Origin of the sequence: Fictibacillus sp. 23RED33 (assembly GCF_015903925.1) — a bacterium.
In the GTDB taxonomy this organism is placed as follows: domain Bacteria; phylum Bacillota; class Bacilli; order Bacillales; family Fictibacillaceae; genus Fictibacillus; species Fictibacillus phosphorivorans.
In genome coordinates, this window is sequence record NZ_JACZDX010000002.1 from 295,804 (window position 1) to 319,691 (window position 23,888).

The 23,888-nt window shown below is 39.8% G+C and carries 26 protein-coding genes; 20 read left to right on the forward strand and 6 right to left on the reverse strand.

Annotation, left to right across the window (positions count from 1 at the left end):
• Position 1 precedes the first annotated feature (1 nt).
• Together IHV09_RS09730 and IHV09_RS09735 are read right to left on the reverse strand one after the other, a co-directional pair.
• A complete protein-coding gene (locus IHV09_RS09730; protein ID WP_197264372.1) occupies positions 2-475 on the reverse strand; it encodes a PulJ/GspJ family protein in 474 nt (157 codons plus the stop codon).
• Entirely contained in the window at positions 465-893 is a 429-nt protein-coding gene (locus IHV09_RS09735; RefSeq protein WP_197221838.1) for a type IV pilus modification PilV family protein, read from the reverse strand. The genes IHV09_RS09730 and IHV09_RS09735 overlap by 11 nt, the downstream gene beginning before the upstream one ends.
• Positions 894-1,059: 166 nt before the next feature.
• On the opposite strand from IHV09_RS09735, the gene IHV09_RS09740 reads away from it, so the two are divergent.
• The 10 genes from IHV09_RS09740 to IHV09_RS09785 all read left to right on the forward strand — a co-directional run bounded on the left by IHV09_RS09740 (position 1,060) and on the right by IHV09_RS09785 (position 11,615).
• On the forward strand, positions 1,060-2,472 hold the full coding sequence (locus IHV09_RS09740; protein WP_197264373.1) for a hypothetical protein: 1,413 nt from the start codon (positions 1,060-1,062) through the stop codon (positions 2,470-2,472).
• A 37-nt stretch (positions 2,473-2,509) separates the two neighbouring features.
• Positions 2,510-3,247: a PRC-barrel domain-containing protein gene (locus tag IHV09_RS09745; protein ID WP_137791986.1), complete on the forward strand. Its 738-nt coding sequence runs from the start codon at positions 2,510-2,512 to the stop codon at positions 3,245-3,247.
• Positions 3,248-3,257: 10 nt separating this feature from the next.
• The gene (locus tag IHV09_RS09750; protein ID WP_197264374.1) at positions 3,258-4,649 is read left to right on the forward strand and encodes a VanW family protein; all 1,392 of its coding nucleotides are present in this window, start codon (positions 3,258-3,260) and stop codon (positions 4,647-4,649) included.
• Positions 4,646-6,310, forward strand: coding sequence for a GspE/PulE family protein (locus tag IHV09_RS09755; protein WP_197264375.1), 1,665 nt, complete (start codon positions 4,646-4,648; stop codon positions 6,308-6,310). Before IHV09_RS09750 ends, IHV09_RS09755 begins: the two co-directional genes overlap by 4 nt.
• An 8-nt stretch (positions 6,311-6,318) precedes the next feature.
• Positions 6,319-7,359 (forward strand): type IV pilus twitching motility protein PilT, encoded by a 1,041-nt coding sequence (locus IHV09_RS09760; RefSeq protein WP_153237385.1) that lies wholly within the window; start codon positions 6,319-6,321, stop codon positions 7,357-7,359.
• A 1-nt stretch (position 7,360) separates the two neighbouring features.
• Positions 7,361-8,569 carry a type II secretion system F family protein gene (locus IHV09_RS09765; RefSeq protein WP_197264376.1) on the forward strand — a complete coding sequence of 403 codons (1,209 nt, stop codon included), beginning with the start codon at positions 7,361-7,363 and terminating at the stop codon, positions 8,567-8,569.
• A 35-nt stretch (positions 8,570-8,604) separates the two neighbouring features.
• Positions 8,605-9,072, forward strand: coding sequence for a type II secretion system protein (locus IHV09_RS09770; protein WP_197264377.1), 468 nt, complete (start codon positions 8,605-8,607; stop codon positions 9,070-9,072).
• A 152-nt stretch (positions 9,073-9,224) separates the two neighbouring features.
• The gene (pilM, locus tag IHV09_RS09775) at positions 9,225-10,208 is read left to right on the forward strand and encodes a type IV pilus biogenesis protein PilM (RefSeq protein WP_197264378.1); all 984 of its coding nucleotides are present in this window, start codon (positions 9,225-9,227) and stop codon (positions 10,206-10,208) included.
• Positions 10,202-10,813: a PilN domain-containing protein gene (locus tag IHV09_RS09780; RefSeq protein WP_197264379.1), complete on the forward strand. Its 612-nt coding sequence runs from the start codon at positions 10,202-10,204 to the stop codon at positions 10,811-10,813. Before pilM ends, IHV09_RS09780 begins: the two co-directional genes overlap by 7 nt.
• Entirely contained in the window at positions 10,800-11,615 is an 816-nt protein-coding gene (locus IHV09_RS09785; protein WP_197264380.1) for a hypothetical protein, read from the forward strand. Before IHV09_RS09780 ends, IHV09_RS09785 begins: the two co-directional genes overlap by 14 nt.
• Before the next feature lie 46 nt (positions 11,616-11,661).
• On the opposite strand, the gene IHV09_RS09790 is transcribed toward IHV09_RS09785, so the two are convergent.
• A complete protein-coding gene (locus tag IHV09_RS09790; protein WP_231618244.1) occupies positions 11,662-13,614 on the reverse strand; it encodes an acyltransferase family protein in 1,953 nt (650 codons plus the stop codon).
• Positions 13,615-13,873: 259 nt separating this feature from the next.
• Between IHV09_RS09790 and flaG the strand changes: the two genes are divergently transcribed.
• From flaG to IHV09_RS09810, 4 genes are read left to right on the forward strand one after another with little or no spacing between them, the layout of a single operon-like run.
• Entirely contained in the window at positions 13,874-14,212 is a 339-nt protein-coding gene (gene flaG / locus IHV09_RS09795) for a flagellar protein FlaG (protein WP_370568610.1), read from the forward strand.
• 21 nt (positions 14,213-14,233) lie between these two features.
• Positions 14,234-15,688, forward strand: a complete 1,455-nt coding sequence (locus IHV09_RS09800; protein ID WP_197264532.1) for a flagellar hook-associated protein 2 — start codon at positions 14,234-14,236, stop codon at positions 15,686-15,688.
• Positions 15,689-15,718: 30 nt separating this feature from the next.
• Positions 15,719-16,120, forward strand: a complete 402-nt coding sequence (gene fliS / locus IHV09_RS09805) for a flagellar export chaperone FliS (RefSeq protein WP_066397945.1) — start codon at positions 15,719-15,721, stop codon at positions 16,118-16,120.
• Positions 16,120-16,470 (forward strand): hypothetical protein, encoded by a 351-nt coding sequence (locus IHV09_RS09810; protein ID WP_197264381.1) that lies wholly within the window; start codon positions 16,120-16,122, stop codon positions 16,468-16,470. The genes fliS and IHV09_RS09810 overlap by 1 nt, the downstream gene beginning before the upstream one ends.
• A gap of 229 nt (positions 16,471-16,699) precedes the next feature.
• Here the strand turns inward: IHV09_RS09810 and IHV09_RS09815 are convergent, their stop codons facing one another.
• Positions 16,700-17,485, reverse strand: coding sequence for an AAA family ATPase (locus IHV09_RS09815; RefSeq protein WP_197264382.1), 786 nt, complete (start codon positions 17,483-17,485; stop codon positions 16,700-16,702).
• 77 nt (positions 17,486-17,562) lie between these two features.
• Entirely contained in the window at positions 17,563-18,669 is a 1,107-nt protein-coding gene (locus IHV09_RS09820; protein ID WP_197264383.1) for a citrate synthase/methylcitrate synthase, read from the reverse strand.
• Between the two features lie 114 nt (positions 18,670-18,783).
• Between IHV09_RS09820 and IHV09_RS09825 the strand changes: the two genes are divergently transcribed.
• Entirely contained in the window at positions 18,784-19,662 is an 879-nt protein-coding gene (locus IHV09_RS09825) for a LysR family transcriptional regulator (protein ID WP_197128986.1), read from the forward strand.
• 16 nt (positions 19,663-19,678) lie between these two features.
• Here the strand turns inward: IHV09_RS09825 and IHV09_RS09830 are convergent, their stop codons facing one another.
• Complete coding sequence (locus IHV09_RS09830; protein ID WP_171005664.1) at positions 19,679-19,942, reverse strand: YqhV family protein; 264 nt, start codon at positions 19,940-19,942, stop codon at positions 19,679-19,681.
• A gap of 202 nt (positions 19,943-20,144) precedes the next feature.
• On the opposite strand from IHV09_RS09830, the gene IHV09_RS09835 reads away from it, so the two are divergent.
• From IHV09_RS09835 to IHV09_RS09855, 5 genes are all read left to right on the forward strand, one after another.
• Positions 20,145-21,344: a DUF819 domain-containing protein gene (locus tag IHV09_RS09835; RefSeq protein WP_197189854.1), complete on the forward strand. Its 1,200-nt coding sequence runs from the start codon at positions 20,145-20,147 to the stop codon at positions 21,342-21,344.
• Between the two features lie 224 nt (positions 21,345-21,568).
• The gene (locus IHV09_RS09840) at positions 21,569-21,766 is read left to right on the forward strand and encodes a cold shock domain-containing protein (RefSeq protein ID WP_066245425.1); all 198 of its coding nucleotides are present in this window, start codon (positions 21,569-21,571) and stop codon (positions 21,764-21,766) included.
• Positions 21,767-22,006: 240 nt separating this feature from the next.
• Positions 22,007-22,207: a cold shock protein CspC gene (gene cspC, locus IHV09_RS09845; protein WP_077359956.1), complete on the forward strand. Its 201-nt coding sequence runs from the start codon at positions 22,007-22,009 to the stop codon at positions 22,205-22,207.
• Positions 22,208-22,631: 424 nt separating this feature from the next.
• Positions 22,632-23,186, forward strand: a complete 555-nt coding sequence (gene hpf / locus IHV09_RS09850; protein ID WP_144697887.1) for a ribosome hibernation-promoting factor, HPF/YfiA family — start codon at positions 22,632-22,634, stop codon at positions 23,184-23,186.
• Positions 23,187-23,388: 202 nt separating this feature from the next.
• Positions 23,389-23,871 (forward strand): DinB family protein, encoded by a 483-nt coding sequence (locus IHV09_RS09855; RefSeq protein ID WP_197264384.1) that lies wholly within the window; start codon positions 23,389-23,391, stop codon positions 23,869-23,871.
• Positions 23,872-23,888 lie beyond the last annotated feature (17 nt).

Here is a 23,888-nt window from a genome sequence, read left to right on the forward strand (position 1 = left end):
CCTACTCCTCCAAGAGCCCAAATTGACTTTGTAATGTTAAAGGTTTTGCATTCTCATTTTTATTGCTTTTTACGTTTAATATAATTTTGACGCTTTTGCCAACTTTAGCAATTGATGATCCATTAAAGTCAAATTCTTTAGAACTGATGTTTTGCCCATTTATAACAGGTATATTGTCAATAAAACCGACCGTTTTTATTGTGTTCTTGTTTACTTCATAGACCATTACATTTTGTCTGCCTGTTGATGCATCCTTTACTTTTGAAGCTGGTGCTGTGTAGATTATATCAATGATCTGTGCCATAACGAGATCTGCTTCATCGCGAAGTAATGTTTCGTTATAAATTTTTTTCTCCGTATTTATGCCACTTAGTAAAACAAAGTAGATAACTGTACCGATAATAGAAAAAAGCACAACAGAAAGGAGCGACTCAATCAAAGTAAGTCCATTTTGGTTCGACACTTTATTTAACATCTTTTACATACCCTTCTACTGAAGTAGTTGCTAACTTTTTATTATTGGTATATTGAATGGTTACCTTAACCGGAAGTAGTTGAATCGAGTTTTCTTCTCCGACTTGTGGCTTTACGGTAATTTTAGTTTCGTATTTGGTGTTATTGATTAAAGTCTCATAAATATCTCTACATTCTGATGAAGTGCATTTCGATTTCTCATAGATTGATGGCGATACTTTGATCTCATAGGCTTCGTAGTCATTTTGTAGTCGCTCCAACGTCATTCTAGCTAGGTTGGTCGCTACTAATTTATTATTGTTACCTGTTGATATTTGGTTCGCTTGGTGAAAAAACTGTGATATGCCGATGACGGAAACAGAGAGGATCATAAGTGAAATGAGAACTTCTATAAGAGAAAAACCTTTTTCTGAAAGCATTGCACACATCCTCTGAATATTTTTTAGGTAAAAAGAACTATTTATGATTACGTATTAAAATGATTATACAATATTTTTTACAAAAGTTTGATATTATTGGATGTTTTTTAGTAATTTTGTAGTATTATAGGTTTAATTAGCTAATCTTGGAATTGGGGAGAGGACTTTGATACAATTTATTGTTCTATTAATATCGACAATATTGGTTGGTTCTTTATTGTATTTTTACCCGCCAAATGTTCCTATTAAATTGAAGATGAGCTTACTTGGAATAGCGTTCTTATTAGCGTTAGGTGGCTTATTTATTCTAGATACTCTATCACTTGGTTTAGCACTTGCGGCCATCACAGCCATTTCATTTATAGCTGCTTATCTTGCTGATAAGCGAGTGAACTTTATGGCTACAACAGGACAAACAGAGATTGTGCTTTCGTTTACAGAAGAAAAATCAACCTCTGAAAAAGCAGATGAAAATTTTAATGAGATTGAATTAACGGGTAGAGAGATTCTACCTAAGAGTGAATTAACTATCGACGATTTACAGAATAATGAAGAATTATATAATGAAGTCACAATAGTTAATCAATCTATAGAAAGTAAAGAAGTACAACAGGTTAATGATATTGATTCAATTGAACTGTTAGATCTGGAGAATATTGAGCATATTTCAGAGGACGAAAGTATTTTAGAAAACATTAATTCGGTCCAGAAGTTAACCGAAGATCATCAATTGGCAGAGTTAACAGAGGACGAATTAGTTTTTTTATCAGAAATAAGAGAAATTTCTGAAGAAGAGGTAACGAATCCACCAGATCCTACCGATATAGAGGATAAGGAGATTCTTTCACAACGATCCGCATTATTAGAAGAGCTGGATGTGGTAGATGTGGTAGAAGAATTTCCTCAAGCAACGCCTTTACATGAAGTAGCTGTAGGCACGGAAGAAGAATTATCTCATGATAAAGATTATGAGTCTGAGGAAAACGAGTCGGCTGAGGAATTAGTTGCTGAGGAGATATTAGAAGAGATACCTACTACAAGTGAAGAAGAAAATAACACCGAAGAAACCTACATTATGGGAAATTCTATCATCGAAATTGAAATCACATCGGAAGAGCCTATCCAAGTTAATACACAGATTGAAACACCTATGGAAGAAGTAACTGAAATGATCGAAAGTGTTGAAGTAGTTGATTTTATTGAAGAACAAGATGAGTATCAATTGTTAGATACGATTCAAGAGATAGAAGTAGAGGATACAGTGCAACCTTTACACAATATAGTTGAGAAAAGTACTCCTGAAATGAGTGATGACTTACAGGATATGCTTCTAAGCACTTTGTTTTCGTACGAAGAAACAGATGATCATAGCTCTTATCAAGAAATGCTCGTCACGTTAGTGAATCAAAAACTATCAGATAAAGACTTCTATCTGTTTTCGAAACTGTTGCTAGATTCTTATATGAAGTCTAGTGATTTAAGTAACGTCAATCCATTGATTGAGTCGATGGAAGAAAAGCTAAGCCATTACCCTGTGATTGTAGAAGAGCTTCAAAGATACAAAGAAATGAACAAATAACATAATTATTTAAAACATAAAGGACTGGGTGAGTAATATGAAAAAGAGTAATCAATTTGTTGGACTGCCTATTATCAGTATTGCAGACGGAGCAGAAGTAGGACATGTAAAGTCATTGGTCGTTAATCCAAAAGAAGGTATGGTTGATTTCCTAACCGTTGAACATGCAGACTGGCAGATCAGCGTACGTGCGGTTCCTTTTAAGAAAATCGTAGGTGTTGGAGAGTTTGCAGTCATGATTGAAGACAGTACATCAATCTTTGACTTGACAGAGATTCCAATCGCCAATGAACTTGTACAAAAGAAAATTAATGTCGTTGGAGCTAAGTTGATTGATCGTAAAGGTCAACTGATTGGAGAAGCGACAGAGTTCTTTATCAACGAAGACACGGGAGCCATTCTAGGTCTGGAATTGTCACTACGTTCAAAGAAAGTAATCCTTTCATCCGAACAGCTTATCACTTATGGACGTGATTTGATTGTTATTAAAGAAGAAGCACAGTTGAACTTTTTAGATAAAGCTGAGTCTTTATTAGGTGGCGTTGTTGAAGTAGAAGATGAGGTAGCTGTATCTGTTGAAACAAACGAGCTATCTGAGTTCCAAGAAAAACAACTGAAATTATTGACTGGACGAACGACAACAAAAGATATTTTTGAGAGAAACGGTGAGCTTTTATTTCCGAACGGAACCACTCTAAATAAAGAGGATGTACGGAAAGCTCAAGAGAAAGGACCAGCCGTTCTAGCGGAACTTTCCATGAACGTTGTGGGCTAAAGAGAAAGCGATGGCTAAAAGAGAATTCAATCCTAAAAATTTTCTTGTGATCTTTGCATCCCTTAGCCTTGCAGCTCTTTTTCTTTTCTTGTTTAGTCACTTAGGGACAAAGGTATACTCTAATATTTTCGAAGAAGAAAAGCATGGTACGGGGGTTGCGTTAGCTTCTGTGCCTTTAGAAAATGTTGCAAAATCTGAAGCATTACCACTTGTAAATGAAAAAGTATCACAGTGGCAGAACGACTATCCCGTAATTTTGGTTTACAACGAAAAAAGAGTTCAATTGCGTAGTGATGTATGGCAGTTTCAGGTTGAAGATAGTCTGAAGAACCTTTCTGGCACTTCATCACCACTATTAGTAAATGTAAACAAAGAAACGGTTGAACAATCGATACAACAACTTCAAGTTAGTGGACTTACAGAGTTATTGGATGAAGAGATGTTACATGCACACCTGAAAAAGATTGGCTCTACCTTACAAACAGCTGAACTTGAAGTTCCGATCAACGAATTTCTCACTACGTTCGGACAAGCAGAAGAAGTGGTGAGTGAAAGCACGATTAAACTTCCAGGAGAGCATGTTCTTTTGGAAGATTGGGTAGAGGGTTTAGAAAATTATGAGTTGAAACCAGGAGAAGTTTTCTCATTAATAGGCGCTCTAGAAGAAGTAGACATGACCGCACAAGATTCGATTGATCTTAACGTGTTGGCTAGTGGCATTTATGGAGCGATACAAAAGACAAACTTCAGCATTATCGAACGTCATACATCAAGAGAGCTGCCTGATTATTCGTCACTAGGATATGAAGCACTCGTTAAACCTCAAGACATGGATCTAGCTTTTAAGAATACAAACGCTTCGTCATATAAGTTCAACTTTATAATGGATGGAAACAATTTAAGCGTTTCAATTGTAGGGGTACCACTTCCTTATACCTATACCGTCAAAGTGGACAAGCAAGTATTTGAACCAAAGACCATTATTCATTTTAATGACCAGCTGGCATCGATTTTGAGTGCAGTTACCGTAAGTGGTGGAAGGGAAGGTTATCTGGCAACGGTCTATCGGAAATCGTTTGGTTCTGGTGGTGAGGAAGTAGTTTCGGAAAAGCTAGCAGAAGACTTTTATCCACCTCGACATCGTATAGAGGAGAGAGGTTATCCGGTCGAGGAAGAGGAAACACCTGAAACCACACCAGAAGAGGGTGCACCTGGAACGCCATATCCATATCCATATTATCCAGACCCGAATAATCCATTGAATCCTTATGTACCTGTAATGCCAGGTATTCCAGGAACAGACCCTTCGGATAAACCGACTATACCGACGCCTGTTCCAGAAAAGGAAAAAAAACCAACAATGAGTAATTCTGGTGAAGAGAGCGATGGTGATAAAAATTGATCGTTCAAAAAAAACGCCTTGGTGATCTATTAGTAGAGTCTGGCTTGATTTCAGAAGATGTTCTTCAGCATACATTAAAAGAAAAACGTAACAACCAAAAGCTGGGTGATGCTCTCATCGAAAAAGGTTTGCTGACTGAACAGCAGCTTATCGAGGTCCTTGAATTTCAACTTGGCATCCCGCACTTAAGCTTGTATCGCTATCCGATTGATGAACAAGCAGTAGCTATTGTTCCTAGAGAGTTTGCAAGAAGACATTTTCTTATGCCGGTGAAAAAGGAAGCAGACAAACTCTTTGTTGCGATGGCAGATCCGATGGATTTTACCGTTATTGATGATTTGCGATTAACAACAGGTTTTCAAATAGAACGTGCGATATCAGCAAAAGACGATATCATCCGTGCTCATAACAAGTATTACGATATCGATGATTCTATGGACGAGTTTCTGGATCTTTTGCCACAAGGTGCATCGTTAAGTGATGACAGCCGAATGACTGAGGAAGATTCACCGATTGTTAAACTCGTAAACCAGATTATCCAGCAAGGTGTGCAGCAAAAAGCGAGTGATATTCATTTTGATCCACATGAGACAAAGCTGGTCGTGCGTTATCGTATTGACGGCATGCTAAAAACGGAACGAAGTCTACCAAAACATATGCAGAATATGCTGACGGCTCGTATTAAGATTATGGCAAACCTGAACATAACCGAAAGCCGACTGCCCCAAGATGGCAGAATTAAGATGACGCTTGATATGCATCCTGTAGATCTTCGTGTGTCTACATTGCCGGCCATCTATGGTGAAAAGATTGTTCTGCGTATTCTAGATCTCGGAAGTTCATTAAATCATCTAGAAAACTTAGGTTTTAATAAGCTGAATATGCAACGGTTTACAAATTTAATCAAGCAGCCAAACGGCATTATCTTAATTACGGGTCCAACGGGATCAGGTAAATCATCAACCCTTTATGCAGCATTAAACAAATTGAACACAGAAGAAGTTAACCTAGTGACGGTTGAGGATCCGGTTGAATACCAATTGGCTGGAATCAACCAGATTCAAGTAAATACTTCGGTCGGTCTTACGTTTGCCAGTGGCTTGCGCTCAATTCTCCGGCAAGATCCTGACATCGTTATGATCGGAGAGATTCGAGATACAGAAACGGCGGAAATTGCAGTACGTGCATCTCTAACAGGTCATTTAGTATTAAGCACACTTCATACGAACGACTCAATTGGTACGATCGCTCGTCTTACCGATATGGGCGTTGAACCATTCTTAGTAGCCGCGTCTCTCTCTGGTGTTATCGCTCAGCGATTAGTTCGAAGAGTGTGCCGTGATTGTAAACAAACGTTTAAAGCGACAGAGCGAGAAAAAGAAATCTTTGCTAAACGTGGTATCAAGATTGAATCTGTTTCTCGTGGAAAAGGCTGTGGGATGTGCAACAGTACGGGTTATAAAGGCAGGATAGCTCTTCATGAAGTATTAGTTGTGGATGAGCACATTCGCCAGCTTATTATGAACAACAGACCGATTGTAGAATTACGTGACTATGCGATGAAAAACGGAACGATCTTTTTGATCGATGACGGATTCCTAAAAGTGAAACAAGGCTTAACGACGACTGAAGAAGTCTTACGTGTAGCCATCAACGAGTAGGTGCTGACATGAAAGAAAAGCTGGAACAATGGCTGAGAGCAGCCTTTCAATTAAAAGCATCAGATGTTCACCTGTCTGTTGGAATGCCACCTGTTTTCCGAATCAATGGGGGACTGAAACGATACGGTAGTGAAGCATTGAGACCTGAGGATACGGAACAGATTTCACAACTAGTCATCGATGAAAAGTATTATGGGGATTTTGAAGAAGCGGGAGAAATCGATATCTCTTATGGTATCCAAGGATTGTCGCGCTTCAGGGTTAACGCTTATCGTCAGCGGTCTTGTGTGAGTCTTGCTTTTCGAATCATTCCAACATCCATTCCAAGTATGGAAGATTTGATGCTTCCAGAAAGTGTGCGAAAGATGGCGGGAAAACATCAAGGACTTGTGTTAGTCACAGGTCCCACTGGTAGCGGGAAGTCTACGACTCTTGCCTCGATGATCGATTTTATGAACCGGACGATGAGCCGGCACATTATTACGTTAGAGGACCCGATTGAGTACTTGCACAAACATCGAACGTGCGTGATCGACCAGCGTGAAATTGGTTTTGATACAAACAATTTTGCAAACGGTCTTCGCGCGGCACTCCGTCAAGACCCTGATGTGATTCTGCTCGGGGAAATGCGAGATCTGGAAACCATTGCAACCGCTATTACGGCAGCGGAAACGGGTCACCTTGTTCTAGGCACGCTCCATACGACAAACGCATCATCAACGATTGATCGAATCGTTGATGTGTTTCCACCGGAACAACAAGGACAGATTCGAATTCAGTTAGCTTCCGTATTAGTTGGTGTCATGTCGCAGCGACTTCTTCCTACCAATGATGGTAAAGGAAGAAGAGCGATTACAGAGGTGTTAGTAAACACACCTGCTGTAGCGAACTTGATCCGTAATGAAAAGATTCACCAGATTCATAGTGTGATGCAAACGAGCAAGAACGCTGGTATGCATACGTTTGAGATGTCTGCGAAGGAAGCTCTTGAGCGCAACGAAGTTTCAAGAGAGTTCGTGGAGCCATATCTCCTGGAGAAGGGAGGCTAAGATGGCACAGTTTAGTTATGTAGGTCGTGACAAGAGCGGGAAAAAACGTACAGGCTCCGTTCTTGGACTATCCAAACGTGAAGCGGTTCTAAAGTTAAAAGAAAAAGGAATCGCAGTCACAGAAGTACAAGAGATGAAGCAAACGCTGTTTAACAAAGAACTTTCGTTAGGCAGTCCAGTAAAGTCACAGCAGTTTGTCATTTTCTTAAGGCAGTTTGCGACACTTTTGCGAGCGGGTGTATCCGTTGTAGATTCAACAAGTATTATGGCTGCTCAGACAGAAAGTAAAGCACTGCAAAAGGTGTTAGCCGATGTGGAAGAAGAGCTCCGGCAAGGAAACCCTTTGTCTAATGCAATGAGTCGGCACCGAAATGTGTTCCCGCCGATGGTTATCAACATGGTGTCCGCAGGAGAAGCAAGTGGTAGTTTGGACGATACACTGGACCAACTGGCAACTTATTTTGAGAAACAGCATTATACGAAGCAAAAGATTATTTCAGCAATGATGTACCCGATGATTGTCGGGGTGGTAGCGGTATTTGTTGTCATTTTCTTGCTAGCCAAGGTTGTGCCAACGTTTGCAACCATGCTGCAAGAAGCTGGTGGAGAGTTACCTGCCATCACAAAGTTCGTCCTAGGCGCTAGTAACTTTATGCAAGAGTATTGGTGGTTTTTAATTACAGTTTTAGTACTACTCTATGTATCACTCTTAGTTATACGAAAAAATAAATCCAGTCGCTACTATTTCGATTACGTGATCTTAAAAATACCTGTATTCGGCAAACTCCTTCAAAAATCTGCACTGGCGAGGATGACTAGAACACTTAGCTCGCTCTTCTCAAGCTCTGTACCTATTCTGCAATCTCTATCGATTGTGGAAAAAGTAGTAGAAAATGAAGTAGTGGCAAAAGTAATTAGGGAATCAAGAAGTTCACTGGAGACCGGTCAGCGGTTAACAGAACCGATGAAAAGACACTGGATATTTCCACCTTTAGTGACTCAGATGATTTCCATCGGCGAAGAAACGGGTTCTCTCGATGAAATGCTTGCAAAAGTAGCCGAATTTTATGAAAAAGAAGTAGAAACAGGGACGGATCGATTGAAAGCAATGATTGAACCATTAATGATTGTTTTCTTGGCATCAGTCGTAGGAACAATTGTTATTTCAGTAATGGTGCCTATGTTTGAGATTTATAAAAATGTTGGATAAAAGCACAAATTAAACATGTAAAGGGGATTAATAAGATGTTGAACAAACTATTAAAGAAGCATTTAAAGAATGAGAAAGGTTTAACTTTAATCGAGTTACTAGTAGTTGTGGTTATCTTAGGTATCATTGCAGCAATCGCTGTAGTGAGTATTGGTGGCATTTTAGATAACTCTAAAAGAGATGCGCACGCTGCAAATGCTCAACAGATGGTTAACGCAGCAAAAATGTGGGCAACTGGAAATGCGAATGGTACTGCGTTAGATGATGGAGCAGAGTCTTTAACTTTAAAAAAATTATATGATGAAAAATTAATAGATACTATGGTTGATCCTGATACCAAAACAAATTCTTATGACCTTGCTAAAAGTAAAGTAGATGTAACAAAAACTGCTTCAACCTTTACTTACAAAGTTGTCTTAGTTGGAAAAGAAAAAGAAATAAAAGAAACAACTCCTGACAAATTAGATAGATCAGCAGTTACAGAAGTAACTAAAACACCTTAATTTAAATTTTGAGTCCCCTCCTCAATAGGAGGGGGTTCATAATATTGACTGCTATTGTATTTTTTTCACGATTCTTTCAGAGATGGAGGCATGGTGAAAAGAATTACTGTATTTTAACAAATAAATGTAGTAATAATGCTGAGGTGATAATAATGAGGTTTGGTCTAGGTTATTTCAATAAAAAAAGAATTAATTTAATACTTCAAGACCACGTCATCCGTTATTTGGATTACCGTCATCCAGAAGACCTTGATGTAAGAAGCTCTGGTGAACGTTATCTTCCTGAAGGACTAATTCACGATGGAATCATTGCAGATCGAGAAACCCTCTTAACCATTCTTGAAGAGTGTGTAACAGAATGGGGTTTGAAAGGCCGTGAGGTACAATTCTTGATTCCTGACAGCAAACTCGTCATTCGGAAGCATCAAGTGCCTGTTAATCAAAAAGACGAAGAAATCAAAGGATATCTGTACATGGAACTAGGTAATACCATACATTTACCTTTTGAAGACCCTTTTTTTGATTATGTTTTACTTGAAGGTGATGAGGAGAAGCGAGAAATCTTATTATTTGCTGCTTCGGAAAAAATGGTGAATGATTATTCAACATTGCTTACTGATGCGAAGTTAAAGCCTGTGGTAGCGGATGCTTCATGTGTCTCTTTATATCGCCTTATTTTTATGAAAGATCTGGTTTCTGAAAAAGATCATACTCTTTGTCTGCAGTTCGATATCCCTGCTGTCCAACTAAGTATTTTTCATCATCATAAACCTTATTTTTTTAACCATTTAAAAATGGAGACGGATTATAAGAGTTGGGACTTTAAACAGCATTCTACAGGGGTACAGAAAATTGAATGGCAAGGTGATTCTGGCTATATCCATGGATTAATAGAGGATAAGCTTGTAGAAATTGAACGCATCGTAAACTATTACAAGTTTACGATTAATCACGGTAAACAAGGTGTAACAAAAGTAGTATTGTCAGGTGAGTTGCCAGAGTTAAAGTATATTCAAGAACGATTAACTTCAAAGTTAGATGTGCCGGTATTGACCATTCAGCCATCTGACCCGTTGCTTCCACCACAATTTGATGTTGTTTTAGGACTTGGGCTAAAAGAGGTGGAGCTATGTTAGTAGATATTAACCTTTTACCCGTTAAAGAAAGCAAATCATTAAAAACTACTATTCTATTCATTGTTGCATTGACCTTGTTATTAGGTTCCGCAACATGGATAGGGCTTGATTATTATGTGAACTCTGGGAAACTGCAAGAGAAAGAACGAATTTTAGCTCAAGAAAAGTTATTGGTACAAGAACAATTAAAGAAGCAGCAAGAAGCTGTTCCCCAAGTAGGTTCAGAGCCTCTAGCCGAAAAAATAGATTATATCCGAGACAAAAAGATTGCTGCTACAGACCTACTTCAGCATTTAGTAGCTTTACTTCCTGAACGTGGTTACTTCATCAATTATGAATATAAAGATAAGAAAACAATCCTTGTGGAAGCGCAGTTTGATACATTAGCTGAAACTTCTAACTACTTATATGAATTAACAAATTCTCCATATTTAGCTGCTGCATCTATTGAAAAAATGGAAACAACTAATTTTGAAGAGATTAATGAGGGAGAAGATATGACTGCTATGGCAGATTATCTCCCTAGATATAGAAGTGTATATAAAATTGAATTTGAGAAAGACCAAATACTTGAGTTAAAAGGTGAAGAGAATGACCGAGAATAAAAAGCTTCTTACATATGTGGGATTAGGTGTCATTCTTATTTTAATCATTGGTGGAGTATACGGATATTTTGGTTTATTAACACCGCTTCATCAGAAAATAGAATCTGTAGACGCAGAAATGAAACAGCAAGAGGTTATTTTAGATAAAGCAAGTGCTTCTGTGGCTGTAACTACTCAAACGAGTGAAAATACATTCGCTCTTCAAGAGGAAGTTCCAGTGAAACCTCTCGTTGATCAACTGATGTTGCAGTTCGAGAAAGCTGAAGTCTTATCAGATAGTCTTATACTAACAGTAGACTTTACGGATGATGATGTAACAGAGGAAGACGAAGATGTAGCAGAAGAGGCTACTGATGATGCTACAACTGAAGAAACACCCGATACGGAAAATGCAGAAACTAGTACAGAGGCAAATGCCGACGTGGAAGATGACATCTCAAACGAAGATGATACGGTAGAAACTAGTGAAACAACAATACCTGCTGAACCAGAAGTGTTACCACAAGGTGTGAAGAAAATCACAGCAGAAATGTCAGTAGTATCTAAAGACTTCAAAAGTATTGAAACGTTTATCAAAACGATTGAAGAACTCAAACGGGTAATCGTAGTGGAAGGGATAACATTCTCAGGGTTGGATGAACTCGAAGTGGCCGCTCCTGATGCTATAACGGATCAGTTGAAATACGAAATCACCATTTCAGCTTATTATCTACCTGAACTTACCGATTACTTAAAAGACCTTCCAAAAGGAGAATTTCCAGCTCCTAACGGAAAAGAAGATCCACTTATTAAAAAAGATTAGAAAATGAAAAAGCCAATCATCCGAAGCGGAAGATTGGCTTTGCTTATTAGTCAATATGTTTAATCAGATACTTTGCATATTCTTTTGCACCTGTATGTGTTAGGTGGACACCATCATGACCAATGTATTCTGGATGTGACTCACTCTTCGTAAACCAATCCACCACTTTAACATTATCATAGTTTGGAGCGACTTTTTCAATCGTCTCATTCACTTCCCGCTGCCAAGGCTTAGGAACACGTGCTGTAATCATATAAATATCTCGATCGCCAATTAGCTCGATTAAGTTATGCATTCTCTTTTCAGATAGTGGCCCGTTCGCTCCAAGCTCAATTACAACAATTTCTCCTAAACTGCCCGAGCTTTTTTTCTGCTGAACAAGATCTTCTGCTTCTCTAAACTGACGTCCGATCTTGGCGTCCACTTTCGCATTCGGGAATACTTCCTCAATATGAGGCGTCACATCAATCATAACGGAGTCGCCAATGACTGAGAGTGAGCGTGTATCTTTAGCAGGTTGTTTCTCTTCATCTGTTTTTTCATCATGAGATGGTGATTCTTCAGAAGGCTTTTCTTCAGGTTCTTCTGTCGGCTTTTCGACTTCAGCACCATCAGGCTTCGGCTCTGGTCTCACCGTATTCTCTGGCGGTGGATCTTCATTGCCAACTTTGTCTTGTATAGCAGAGATTACTTTACCTTTACTTAACGCTACTGAAGTTGTCGTGAAGCCGATCGCAGATACGCACATGAAAAGACCTAGAATGCAAGCTGTTAAAACAAACCGTCCGATAAATGATCGCTCGCGTTTCCATTCGCCACGTTTCACGACTCGACAGAATCTTGATAACGCACCTTTACGGATCGGGTTTTCAATATATTTCCAAGATAGATTAGCTAGAACGAAGATCAGTACAATTTGAAATGTCGTTCTAAATAAACTTGGCGCATCCGCTCCCCATTGAGGGCTCGTCAGAACAATAACCGGGAAGTGCCATAAATAGATTCCGTACGAACGAATGCCGACCCAGCGTAACGGTTTAAAGCTCAACCACGTGTTGAGTCTGCTTGATGGGTGAACCATAACGGCAACGACTAGCAGAGCTGCAACGGATATCGCGACCATTCCACCTTGGTAGAGGAAGTCTTGATATTGGTCCGTGCTTGCGAACATGTAAAAGATAAATGCGAGTGCAGATAGTCCGACAAAGTCTAGTTTCCAACGAATCTCTGGTGGTAGTGTGCTAGACAGTTTGCGGCTCGGCCAGATGACGGCAAGGCTTGCTCCTAGTAAAAGGGAGAACACGCGTGTATCTGTTCCGTAATAGACACGGCTCGGATCTGCACCTGGTTCGTATAGAATTGCCATGAGTGCTGCTGAAAGGAGTGCACCTGCTAGCATCATAGAAAATAGGGAGCCTTCACGCACTTTCATTTTTAATAGGACGATAATGATCAATGGCCATAAGATATAAAATTGTTCTTCCACCGCTAAACTCCAAAAGTGAGTGAGTAGGGAAGGGGGTCCAAAGCTTTCGAAATACGAAAGATCTTGGAATATATACCACCAGTTGCTCACATAAAAAATCGCTGCAACAGTATCTTCTTCAAGTTTTTCAAGCATGGCTGGCTCGAATAAAGTTACGTATGTGACAACGACGAGAAGCATCGTAAACATGGCTGGCAATAACCTTCGCGCTCGGCGGATCCAGAAGTTTTTAAAGTTAATCGAATTTGTTGTTACATATTCCGAGATTAATAGATCGGTTATTAAATATCCTGATAAAACGAAAAAGACAGTAACCCCTAGAAGACCGCCTGCCGCCCATTCGAAATTCAGATGATAGGCGATAACTGCAAGTACGGCGATGGCTCTGAGTCCATCGAGGCCAGTTATGTATCTGTTTCTGTGTAGAGGTTGTTCCATGGCTTTCGTTTGCTTAACGTTTAAGTTCGGCTGTTGGCTGCGTTTTCGCTGTTGCTTTGAGTGTCGGTGTTTCATTACTGCCAGAATCCTCTCGTTTTCAATTTTTCATTTTTTAGAGTATGTATTGCTATATGTAAATGCCGCAAACATTATTGGTCATTTTTCTATATTTTTTATGTTCCTAAGCAACTATTTTACAATAAATAATTAGAAGATTGAGTAGTTTCATAGAATTGTAATAAATTTTTTTTCTGAACTTCTTTCTTTACTCTTCCTCAACAATTTTTTGATTAATCCGATATAAATTTTAGAGAAAACAAAAGGGGCGATGAAGGTGGAACTGCAATCGATTAGTTCTCCTGTATTTCAAAAATCTGAGCCTGTGCTTAAAAGCCAAAACCAACCAGAACAAACAACTCAAGCCGAAGCTTCAGTACAGAGTAAACCGACGAAAGAATCACTAGAAAAAGTGATTCATGCGATGAACGATATGTTAAAACCAACACACACTTCTTCAAAATTTGTACTTCACGAAAAGTTGAACGACTATTACGTCCAGGTCGTGGACGAAGTAACACAAGAGGTGCTCAAGGAGATTCCAAACAAAAAGTTCCTTGATATGTATGCGGATATGATTGATTTTATGGGTATTTTTGTAGATAAAAAAATTTAGGGACGGTGATGAACCGTGAGTATGAGAATTGGCGGATTAGCGAGCGGAATGGACATCGACACGATCGTTGGCGACTTAATGAAAGCAGAGCGAATCCCACTCGATAAACTGGCTCAAAAGAAAACAACGCTAGAGTGGCAGCGTGATGATTATCGCTCGATGAATAAGCTGCTGGACGAGTTAGATAAAACAATCTTTAGCGGAATCACTCTTCAAGGGAATTTTACTAAGAAGTCCATTGTCAGTTCAAATACAAGTGCTGTTACAGCAACCGCTAACGGAAGTGCTGTTAATACAAATACTAAAATTGAAGTAAGTGAACTTGCTACTCCAGCTCTATTTATTGGTGGAGTGAAAGATCTTAATGGTTTTAAAGCAATTGCTGATGCTACTTTAAAGTTTTCAGTAACGAGTGGCGATGGGAAGACTAAGGAAGTCGAAATTGCTATAAAAAAAGATGATAATTTAGATTCTGTCATCTCTAAATTTAATTCATCTGGTTTAGATGTTACTGCTTTTTACGATACACAAAAGCAGCAGTTTGTATTAACCAAAAAAGATACAGGCTCTAAATCTGAAATTAAAGTTTTAGATACTAACGCATTAAATTTTATGAATGACCTTGGATATTCTATTGCGGCCGTTAACGATGCAGTTACAAAAACGGGCGGCTCAGATGCTAAGTTTAAGATTAATGGGTATTCAACGGAACGTTCAACTAACACTTTTGATATAAGTGGTGTAACGTATACTCTTCAAGATGTGGGCAAAGCGAATATTTCCGTTTCAAGCGATAATAACTCCACTGTAGATATGATTAAGAAGTTTGTTGATAAGTACAACGAAACCATTGAAGCAATTAATAAAAAGACAGCTGAAACAAAGTATCGTGATTTTCCTCCGTTAACCGATGCCCAACGTAAAGATCTTTCTGAGAAAGAAGCTGAACTTTGGGATGAAAAAGCGAAAAGTGGAATGTTAAGAGGAGACTCTATCCTTTCCAATGGATTAAACACATTGAGAACAGAGCTTTATAAAAAAGTTAACACAGGTGATACAAAATATGATCAGTTATCTGAAATTGGAATTACAACATCAAGTAATTACTTAGCAAAAGGCAAACTAGAGTTTGACGAGGAAAAACTTCGTAAAGCTTTAGCAGAAAACCCGACGGCTGTAATGAAATTGTTTACAGGAGAAGGTGAAGCTGAAGGCATTGCAAAAAAGCTTCGTAAAACAATTGAACAGACCGTCGACAAAATCGAACTAAAAGCAGGGAACTCACTTCGTACAAATGCTCAGTTTACGCTAGGTAAAGAGTTAACTGATGTAGACAAGCGTATCTCAGCTTTTGAAGACCGTTTGAAGCAGGTTGAAGACCGCTATTGGCGTCAGTTCTCAGCCATGGAGTCAGCGATTCAACGTTCCAACCAACAATCCATGTACTTAATGCAGCAGTTTGGCGGCGGACAGTAATTTTAAACCAAAAAGGAGTGTTACCTTTACATGTCCATACTTAACGCAAACAAGGCGTATCAAAATAACTCAGTCCAAACGGCGTCTCCCGGTGAGTTGACGCTCATGCTCTATAACGGATGTTTAAAGTTCATCGGTCTCGCACGAACGGGGATCGAGCTTAAGAATACAGAACAAAAGAATACGAATTTATTAAAAGCGCAAAAGATTATTCAAGAGTTGATGGTTACGCTGAACATGGACCTTGAAGTATCGAAGTCATTGATGACGATGTACGATTACATCAATCGTCGTCTGATTGAAGCGAACATCCAAAATGACGTGAAGATTTTAGATGAAGTGGAAGACTATGTGCTAGATTTCCGTAACACGTGGAAAGAAGTGATCCAGATTAACCGCCGTATGCAGCATGGCGAAACAGGGCGCGTTTAATGCCTGCGGTAAAAATTCTGCTCGAGATTACGAAGAACCTGTATGATCATGTGAGCGCAGGTTTGCCGAAAGAGGAGCGCGAATCGTATATCGAGCGCTTAAATGAATTACTCGATCAGCGACAAGCGACCATTGGAAACTTACCTGCCACTTATTCCGAAGAGGAACAGCGGATGGGGCGTTTGATCGTAAAGATGAATGAAACGATTGATCCCCTTTTAACGCGGCAGTTTGAAGAGATTAAGCACAATCTTTCAACAATGAAGAAAAAGAAGGAAAAAAACACCCGCTACGCAAATCCGTATCAGTCGGTGTCAGTGGATGGGATGTATTTTGATAAAAAGAATTAAGGTTGTTAGACCACGAGGAGTCTTCTTCTTGTGGTTATTTTTTGTTGCTTTGTAAGTAGTTGACCTCCGCTCCAGGTGTTTCGCTTTCCGCGGGGCGTGCGGTGAGCGCACTTGCTGCTTTGCACCCTAAGAGGTCTCACCTGACCGCTCGTCCCGCAGGAGTCTCACACCTTACGCTCCAATCAACTTATTAAGCAGTAAATGAACAAAATCTACTAAAACTAATCTTTTACAAATGCCTCAAAAACCTCTCCGGGCTCTCTAAAAAGTTTTTCGTAATCTGCACGTGTTCAAGATCTTCATAAGAAGTTGGAGCGGGTGGAAGGGAATCGAGACTGATAATCTCTGCACCGGGATAGGCCATTAAGATGGGAGAATGAGTCGCGATAATGAACTGTGCGTCCTGTTGCTCCATCTCTTTTAACATGGAAATAAAACTTAATTGTTTCATAGGAGATAGCGGAACTTCAGGCTCGTCGAGAATATATAAGCCGTTCGGGCGAAAGCGTGATTGAAAGAAATCTAGAAAACGTTCTCCGTGTGAACGAAACTCGAGGCCGTCATTATAAAGTTCCTTGAGTTCAGCGAGTGTTCGATTGTGTGGGAGGGATGCAAGGCTCTTGGCATAGGCAGACTTGTCTTTGTACTCCACTTCGATGTTAGCTAATTCTTGTATTGCGGTTTCCTTCATTTCCGCTGCACGCCTCACAAAGCTAACAAAGTCCTCTGCGTTTAGGAAGAATCCCTTTTTCGTTTTCACACTCCACGTCAATTTTAACTGTTTGGCCAATTTTTTGATGGAGGTGTTCTCTTTTTCTGACCGATTGATCTGAACAGAACCGGCTTGATCTGCGATTGCCTCGAGCAACGTTGATTTTCCAGTACCATTTTCCCCTACTAAGATGGTGACTGGTTTTTGAAAGTGAAGGGAGTCTAAGGATTGAAGAAGCGGAAGTTGAAAAGGATATCCTTCTTGTTTCTTATCTTTTCTATACAAAATTGATTTTAGGATCACGAAAAAGCACCTCTTTCTCAAACGGTTCTTACTTTCAATTCTACCACTGAGTTTAGAGATGCTTCTATATGGAATGGCTATTCGTTAACTGTAACTTTATCGTGAAACTTCCCAGTATACAAGGACTGCGGACGGTAAATCGTGTTCTCTTCTGATTGTTCTAAAATATGAGCGGTCCATCCAACCATTCTGCTTGCTGTAAAAGTAGGGGTGAATAAAGCAGGATCTAGTTCGATCGCCTTCATAATAGCTGCAGCGTAAAATTCAACGTTCGTATACAACGCTCTACCGGGTTTGTATTCCTCGAGTAACTTTATCGCCGTTGTTTCTACTTCCAGTGCAAGATCCAACCACTCATCTTCGCCGACTAACTCTAGAAGTTTTGCTTTTAGGGCTACCGCTCGTGGATCGTGTGTTTTATAAACCCGGTGACCGAATCCCATGAGCTTCTCACCACTCTCCAACTTCCCACGTATCACCTGTTCAGCACTTCCAACTTTACGAACTTCATCAAGCAAGTCTATGACCGCTGAAGGTGCTCCACCGTGAAGAGGTCCTTTCATCGTTCCAATTGCAGATGTTGCGGCTGAAACCATATCCGATTCGGTGGATGCTGTGACCCGAGCAGAAAAAGTGGAGGCGTTCATGCCATGCTCAAGCGTTAGAATCATGTAGGTTTCGAGCGCTAGTGTATGGGCTTTGGTGGGAATCTCGCCAGTTAACATATATAGATAGTTTTCAACATGACTTAATTCGGTAGATGCTTCAACAAAAGGTTTACCATTCAAACGATGTGTCCAGTAGCAAATGATGGTCGGAACAAGACTCGTTAACCGAATGGCTTGTGAAAATGTTGGCTTCCATCCATAGCTCGCAACACCTTCAGAAGAAATGGCCGTTCGGATGACACTCATCAAATCCATGTCTTTAGGCAGGTGATCTAGGATTGTTTTTATATGAAGAGGAAGCTCACGATTTCTTGTAAGTTCGCTTTTGAGATTTTGTAATTGTTCATCGTCAGGAAGTTTACCGAACCAAAGAAGGTATGCCACTTCTTCAAACGAAAAACGTGAAGTAAGATCACCAATCTCATAACCTCTATAGATTAACTTACCTTCAGTACCATCGATGTGGCTGATCGCGGTTTCCGCAGCAACGATTCCTTTAAGTCCTTTTTGCATCATGGTTTTCACTCCTTCCATTATTTAGTATCATTGTATAGAATGAAAATGATTTACGATATTAATTGTTTTTAATTGATTTAATAAAAAAAGTTAATCAGGAGGGATGGCAGGGATATGGAATTCTCTTGGCTACAAACGTTTATCACTGCGGCAGAATGCGAGAATTTTAGAAGAACGTCTGAAATTCTTCATGTTTCTCAGCCCTCTGTTTCAGTACATATTAAAATGTTGGAATCTGAATTAGGGATGTCACTATTTTTACGAGATGGTAGAAGAGTAAAGCTGACGGCTGAAGGGAGAAGGTACCTGCAGCATGCGAGAAAACTGATGGAAGTGTATGAAAGTGGACTTGAAGATCTAAATGCGTTTCAGCAAGGCTATGATACGAAGCTTTGTATCGGAATCTCACCGCTCATTGCAGATACGATTCTGCCTTCTGTTTTGAAACGATATGTAAAAGCCAATCCCGATGTGGAGATTTCGATAAAAATCATTGATTCAGAAGATATCGAGAGAGCGGTTTTAAACGAGGATGTGGACCTTGGGCTTTCTTGTCTAGGAAGTTCGCATGCTGAGATTACGAGTCAGATGCTTTATCAAGATAAGATCGTATTAGTGGCACCGCATGATGGGTTGGATTTTGAAGCAGCTCCTCCGCTAGATGAAAAAGAAGTGCTGCTTTCAAACTACCTATTGACCCATAACCATCCAGGATATTGGGATGATCTTTGCAGACGTGTGAAATCCCGTTATCCCGGCGTTCGGATGATGAAGGTGTCTCAGATTCACATAACAAAACGCTTTATTGCGGAAGGGTTAGGAATCTCGTTCTTACCGTTATCAACCGTAAGAAGAGAGCTGTTAGAAGGACGATTGCTAGAGGTGGACTGTGACTCAGTGGACATTCCGGATGCTCATACGTATGCGTTAACGAAGTACAATCATGGTAAACAAAAAGAGTTTCTGACGTATTTATCTGGATATCGGTTTTAATTATCTTATTTTTTATTTATCTTTTGATCCCATAAACAATACAAACGACGCCTAACATGATCCAGATCAAGCTGCCGAACGACAGTTTCGTTGATAATCCATAGATCCCAAGCGTCATCGTCGAGAAAAAGATGATCGGCCCGATGATGGAAAGCAGGGAATTGATGACGAGTGCTCGTTCTACCGTATTATAGTGCAGCATGAAAAGGGCTGCCGTAATTTCAAGGGTACCGGATAAAATACGAATGGCCGCCATAGCTAGTACGACTTTTTCAATCATTTGCAGCAACGTCCATTGCCTCCTTTTAAACAACTGTTTAATGTTCCTACGCTGTATAGTGAATTATATGTGGGCAAGCTTCGATTAGAAGTGTAAAAAAGTTGCTACTATTCCCACTCTTTGCAATTGAAGGACTATACAGGTAATGATTGTTTTTTAGTGTATACTTGTCACTTAAGTCTTTTTAAGGGGGAATAGGGATATGTTTGCAACATCAAACGGACCGCTCATTCAGGAGCCGATGGCGATTTTTGCTTATCTAGTAGCGCTAGTTGGCTTCGTATTCATCTTGGGCGAATCCAAAAACCACGTTCTACGGAAGTTTTTCCATTATGCGCCGCCACTGATCTGGACGTATTTTTTGCCGATGATCTCAACGACTCTTGGCATCATACCTTCAAGTTCTGATTTATACAGTTTTGTTTCCGCTTACATACTGCCGGTTGGATTGCTGTTATTGCTTTTATCTATCAATGTAAAAGCGACACTCAAACTTGGACCGAAAGCGATCCTCATGTTCTTAGCGGGAACGGTAGGTGTAATCGTTGGTGGACCAATAGCGCTCGCGATCTTCCAGCCGTACTTACCAGAGGACGCTTGGACAGGTGTAGCTGCATTAGCTGGAAGCTGGATCGGGGGCTCTGCGAATATGGCAGCGCTCGTTGAAGCGGTGGACACACCAGAACACATTCTATCACCGATCATCGTTGTTGATACGGTTGTAGGATACAGCTGGATGGGAATCATGATTGCACTTGCGGGTTATCAAGCTCGTTTTGACAAGTGGAATAAAGCTGACAACCGCATCATTGGAGAAGTGAACAAGCAGGTTGGTGAGCTTGAGAAAAAGAATGCTCGTCCGATTGCCGTACCTCAATTGCTTGCAATTCTTGGTCTTGGTTTTGGTCTAGCGTTTATCGTAGGGAAGTTTTCCGAGAAGCTGCCACAAGGAGATATTCTAAACACTGCAACTTGGACAATCATGATTATTTCTGCGATTGGAATCGTGCTATCCTTTACAAAAGTTCGTGAACTTGAAAATTACGGAGCGAGTAAAGTAGGGTACGCAGGAATCTATCTATTGCTTGCTACAATCGGGGCAAAAGCGAACCTGATCTATGTTGTAGAAGCACCTCAATATATCTTAATGGGAATCGTATGGCTTGCCATTCATATTCTTTTCTTGTTTGGAGCAGCTAAGTTATTGCGTTCTCCTATGTTTTTCGTTGCGGTTGGCTCACAAGGAAACATCGGTGGGACAAGCTCTGCACCTGTTGTAGCCTCTGTTTTCCAACCAGCGCTTGCACCAGTCGGCCTTTTAATGGGGTTACTCGGTAACATCGTTGGAACGTATGGCGCAATTGTTTGTGCAAAGCTCGCTCAGATGGTTTCGCAGATGTAGACTCTTTAAGAACCGGTCGATTTGATCGGTTCTTTTTTGTGAAATTATTGCATAAATTAAGTCTAATATGTATTTTTATGCGATTTTGACGATTGATATTTTTCGACAAAACTTCTTATTTTTCGCCAATCTTAAGCCTTTGACAACTTTTTTGGGTATATGTCATACTATAAAGTGTATAGAAGATCTATACAAAGATTCGCATGATGAAGGGATTGTGAAACATGTTAGGAAAAGTAAAATGGTTTAACGCAGAAAAAGGTTTTGGATTTATCGAGCGCGAAGACGGAGACGATGTGTTCGTACACTTCTCTGCAATCAACACGGACGGATTCAAGAGCCTAGATGAAGGTCAGCAAGTCGAGTTTGATATTGTAGATGGAGCTCGTGGGCCTCAAGCGGCTAACGTAACTAAACTATAATTCCAGGCAATATGACCATACTTTTAATCCCGTCTGTTCAGGCAGGCGGGTTTTTATTTCTAGAAAATATTTCATAATATGAATGATTAGTTTGCATCATAACGCAATCACTGTTATGATGGTGATAGATTATTTTTGTTCGGCGTAAAAGATTGTATGAGTTTCGACTTTTCTTCTTTAGCAATACTTTGGGCAAGAGTAGCAATATATCGTGTGGTAACGCACTAGGAGGCAACAAACATGGAACAAGGTACAGTAAAATGGTTTAACGCAGAAAAAGGTTTCGGATTCATCGAGCGCGAAAACGGAGACGATGTATTCGTACATTTCTCAGCTATCCAAACTGATGGTTTCAAATCTTTAGACGAAGGTCAAAAAGTAACTTTCGAAGTTGAGCAAGGTGCTCGTGGCGCTCAAGCTGCTAACGTTCAAAAAGCATAAGCTTCGTTATATGAAAACAGGTTCTCTTTAGAGCCTGTTTTTTTGTTGTTTAAAAAAGTTTACATAAAAAACCCCCACTCAAGGATCGAGTGGGGTGATGGAACAGGTTTTGTAAAATGTTTTAAGCTTTAAAGGTTAATTCCTAGTATACCACATAGTTTGAAACTTACAGAATGTAAGTCAAATTTATTTTTTTTGCATCAAAACTGAATTGGTAAATATAAGAAACGGAAATTTTGTTTCATAAAAATATTTTTTTGAATCGTGGCTGATTGGATCTTTTCCCGGTCTCATAAGGTTTGTAGCCATTGTAAAGAATTTGTCGATAGTGTAAAAATATTGTCAAAATATTTTAAATGTTACGGAGGAATTCTTTTGGGGTATATCGAAATATATATACATCACCGAAAGGAGGAGTTAAGTTATGCATTTTAACATTCGTGGAGAAAACATCGAGGTGACAGAAGCCATTAGGGCTTACGTTGAGAAAAAGGTGACGAAACTCACAAAATACTTTAACGAAACTCCAAATTCTGAAGTACACGTCAATCTAAAGGTGTACAATAATGAACAATCCATTGAGGTTACGATACCGATGAAGGGCCTACTGCTTCGTGCAGAGGAACGTCATTTGGATTTATACGCTGCGATTGATTTGGTGGTAGAAAAATTAGAGCGTCAAATTCGAAAACACAAAACAAAAGTAAACCGTAAATTTAGAAATGCTGAAGGCACTAAGCACATGTTTGCTAACGGTACAGAAGGCGTATCAACGGCACTGTTAGAGGAAGAGGACGATTTCGAGATCGTACGTGAAAAACGATTCGATCTGAAACCGATGGACACGGAGGAAGCCATTCTCCAAATGGGATTACTCGGCCATAACTTCTTCGTTTACAACAACGCTGAATCTGGTGAGATGAACGTCGTGTATAGACGTAAAGACGGCAAATATGGCCTGATTGCAGGAACGAACTAACATATACCAAACTAGACTACACACCCCATGATTCTTCTGGGGTGTGTTTTATGTTTTAGGAAGCAAGGTTGCCGATATAATCTAGAACTCGTCGATATAATTGAAAACTCGCCGATAAAAGTGGATTCTTGCCGATATATTCTAAATCTCGCCGATAAAAGGTAAACCTTGCTGATATTTTCTAAATGGAGGAGCCACTACTATGAAAAACGACATCCTGTTAAAACAGCTCACAGCTTTTCGCCACGATACCTTGAGTGCTGTGGAAGGACTGACTGAGGAGGAAGCGGATTTTATTCCTGAGGGTTTCAACAACAACATTCGCTGGAACTTGGGGCATATTTTTTTGGATCAGTACGATTGGCTGTATCATAAAACACGTGAAGATAATCCAGCGCCAAATCATTATCGAGAGTTATTCGGATTTGGAACGAAGCCAGAGAATTGGCAGCAGACGCCTCCAACGCTTCAAGAGCTACGTCACCGTTTGATGGAGCAGGTTCAAGTGGTTCAGGAGCAGTTTGGTCATCGACTCCACCAGGAGCTAGATGAACCAACTGAACTTGGAATGAATACTTTTGCGGAAGTGTTGCCCCGCACGTTTTATCATGAAGGTATTCATTTAGGAACGATCCTTGCTATAAAAAAAGCGATTCACCTTCAAAAACAAACACAAGCAAAATAAAAAAAGTGCAGACTCCA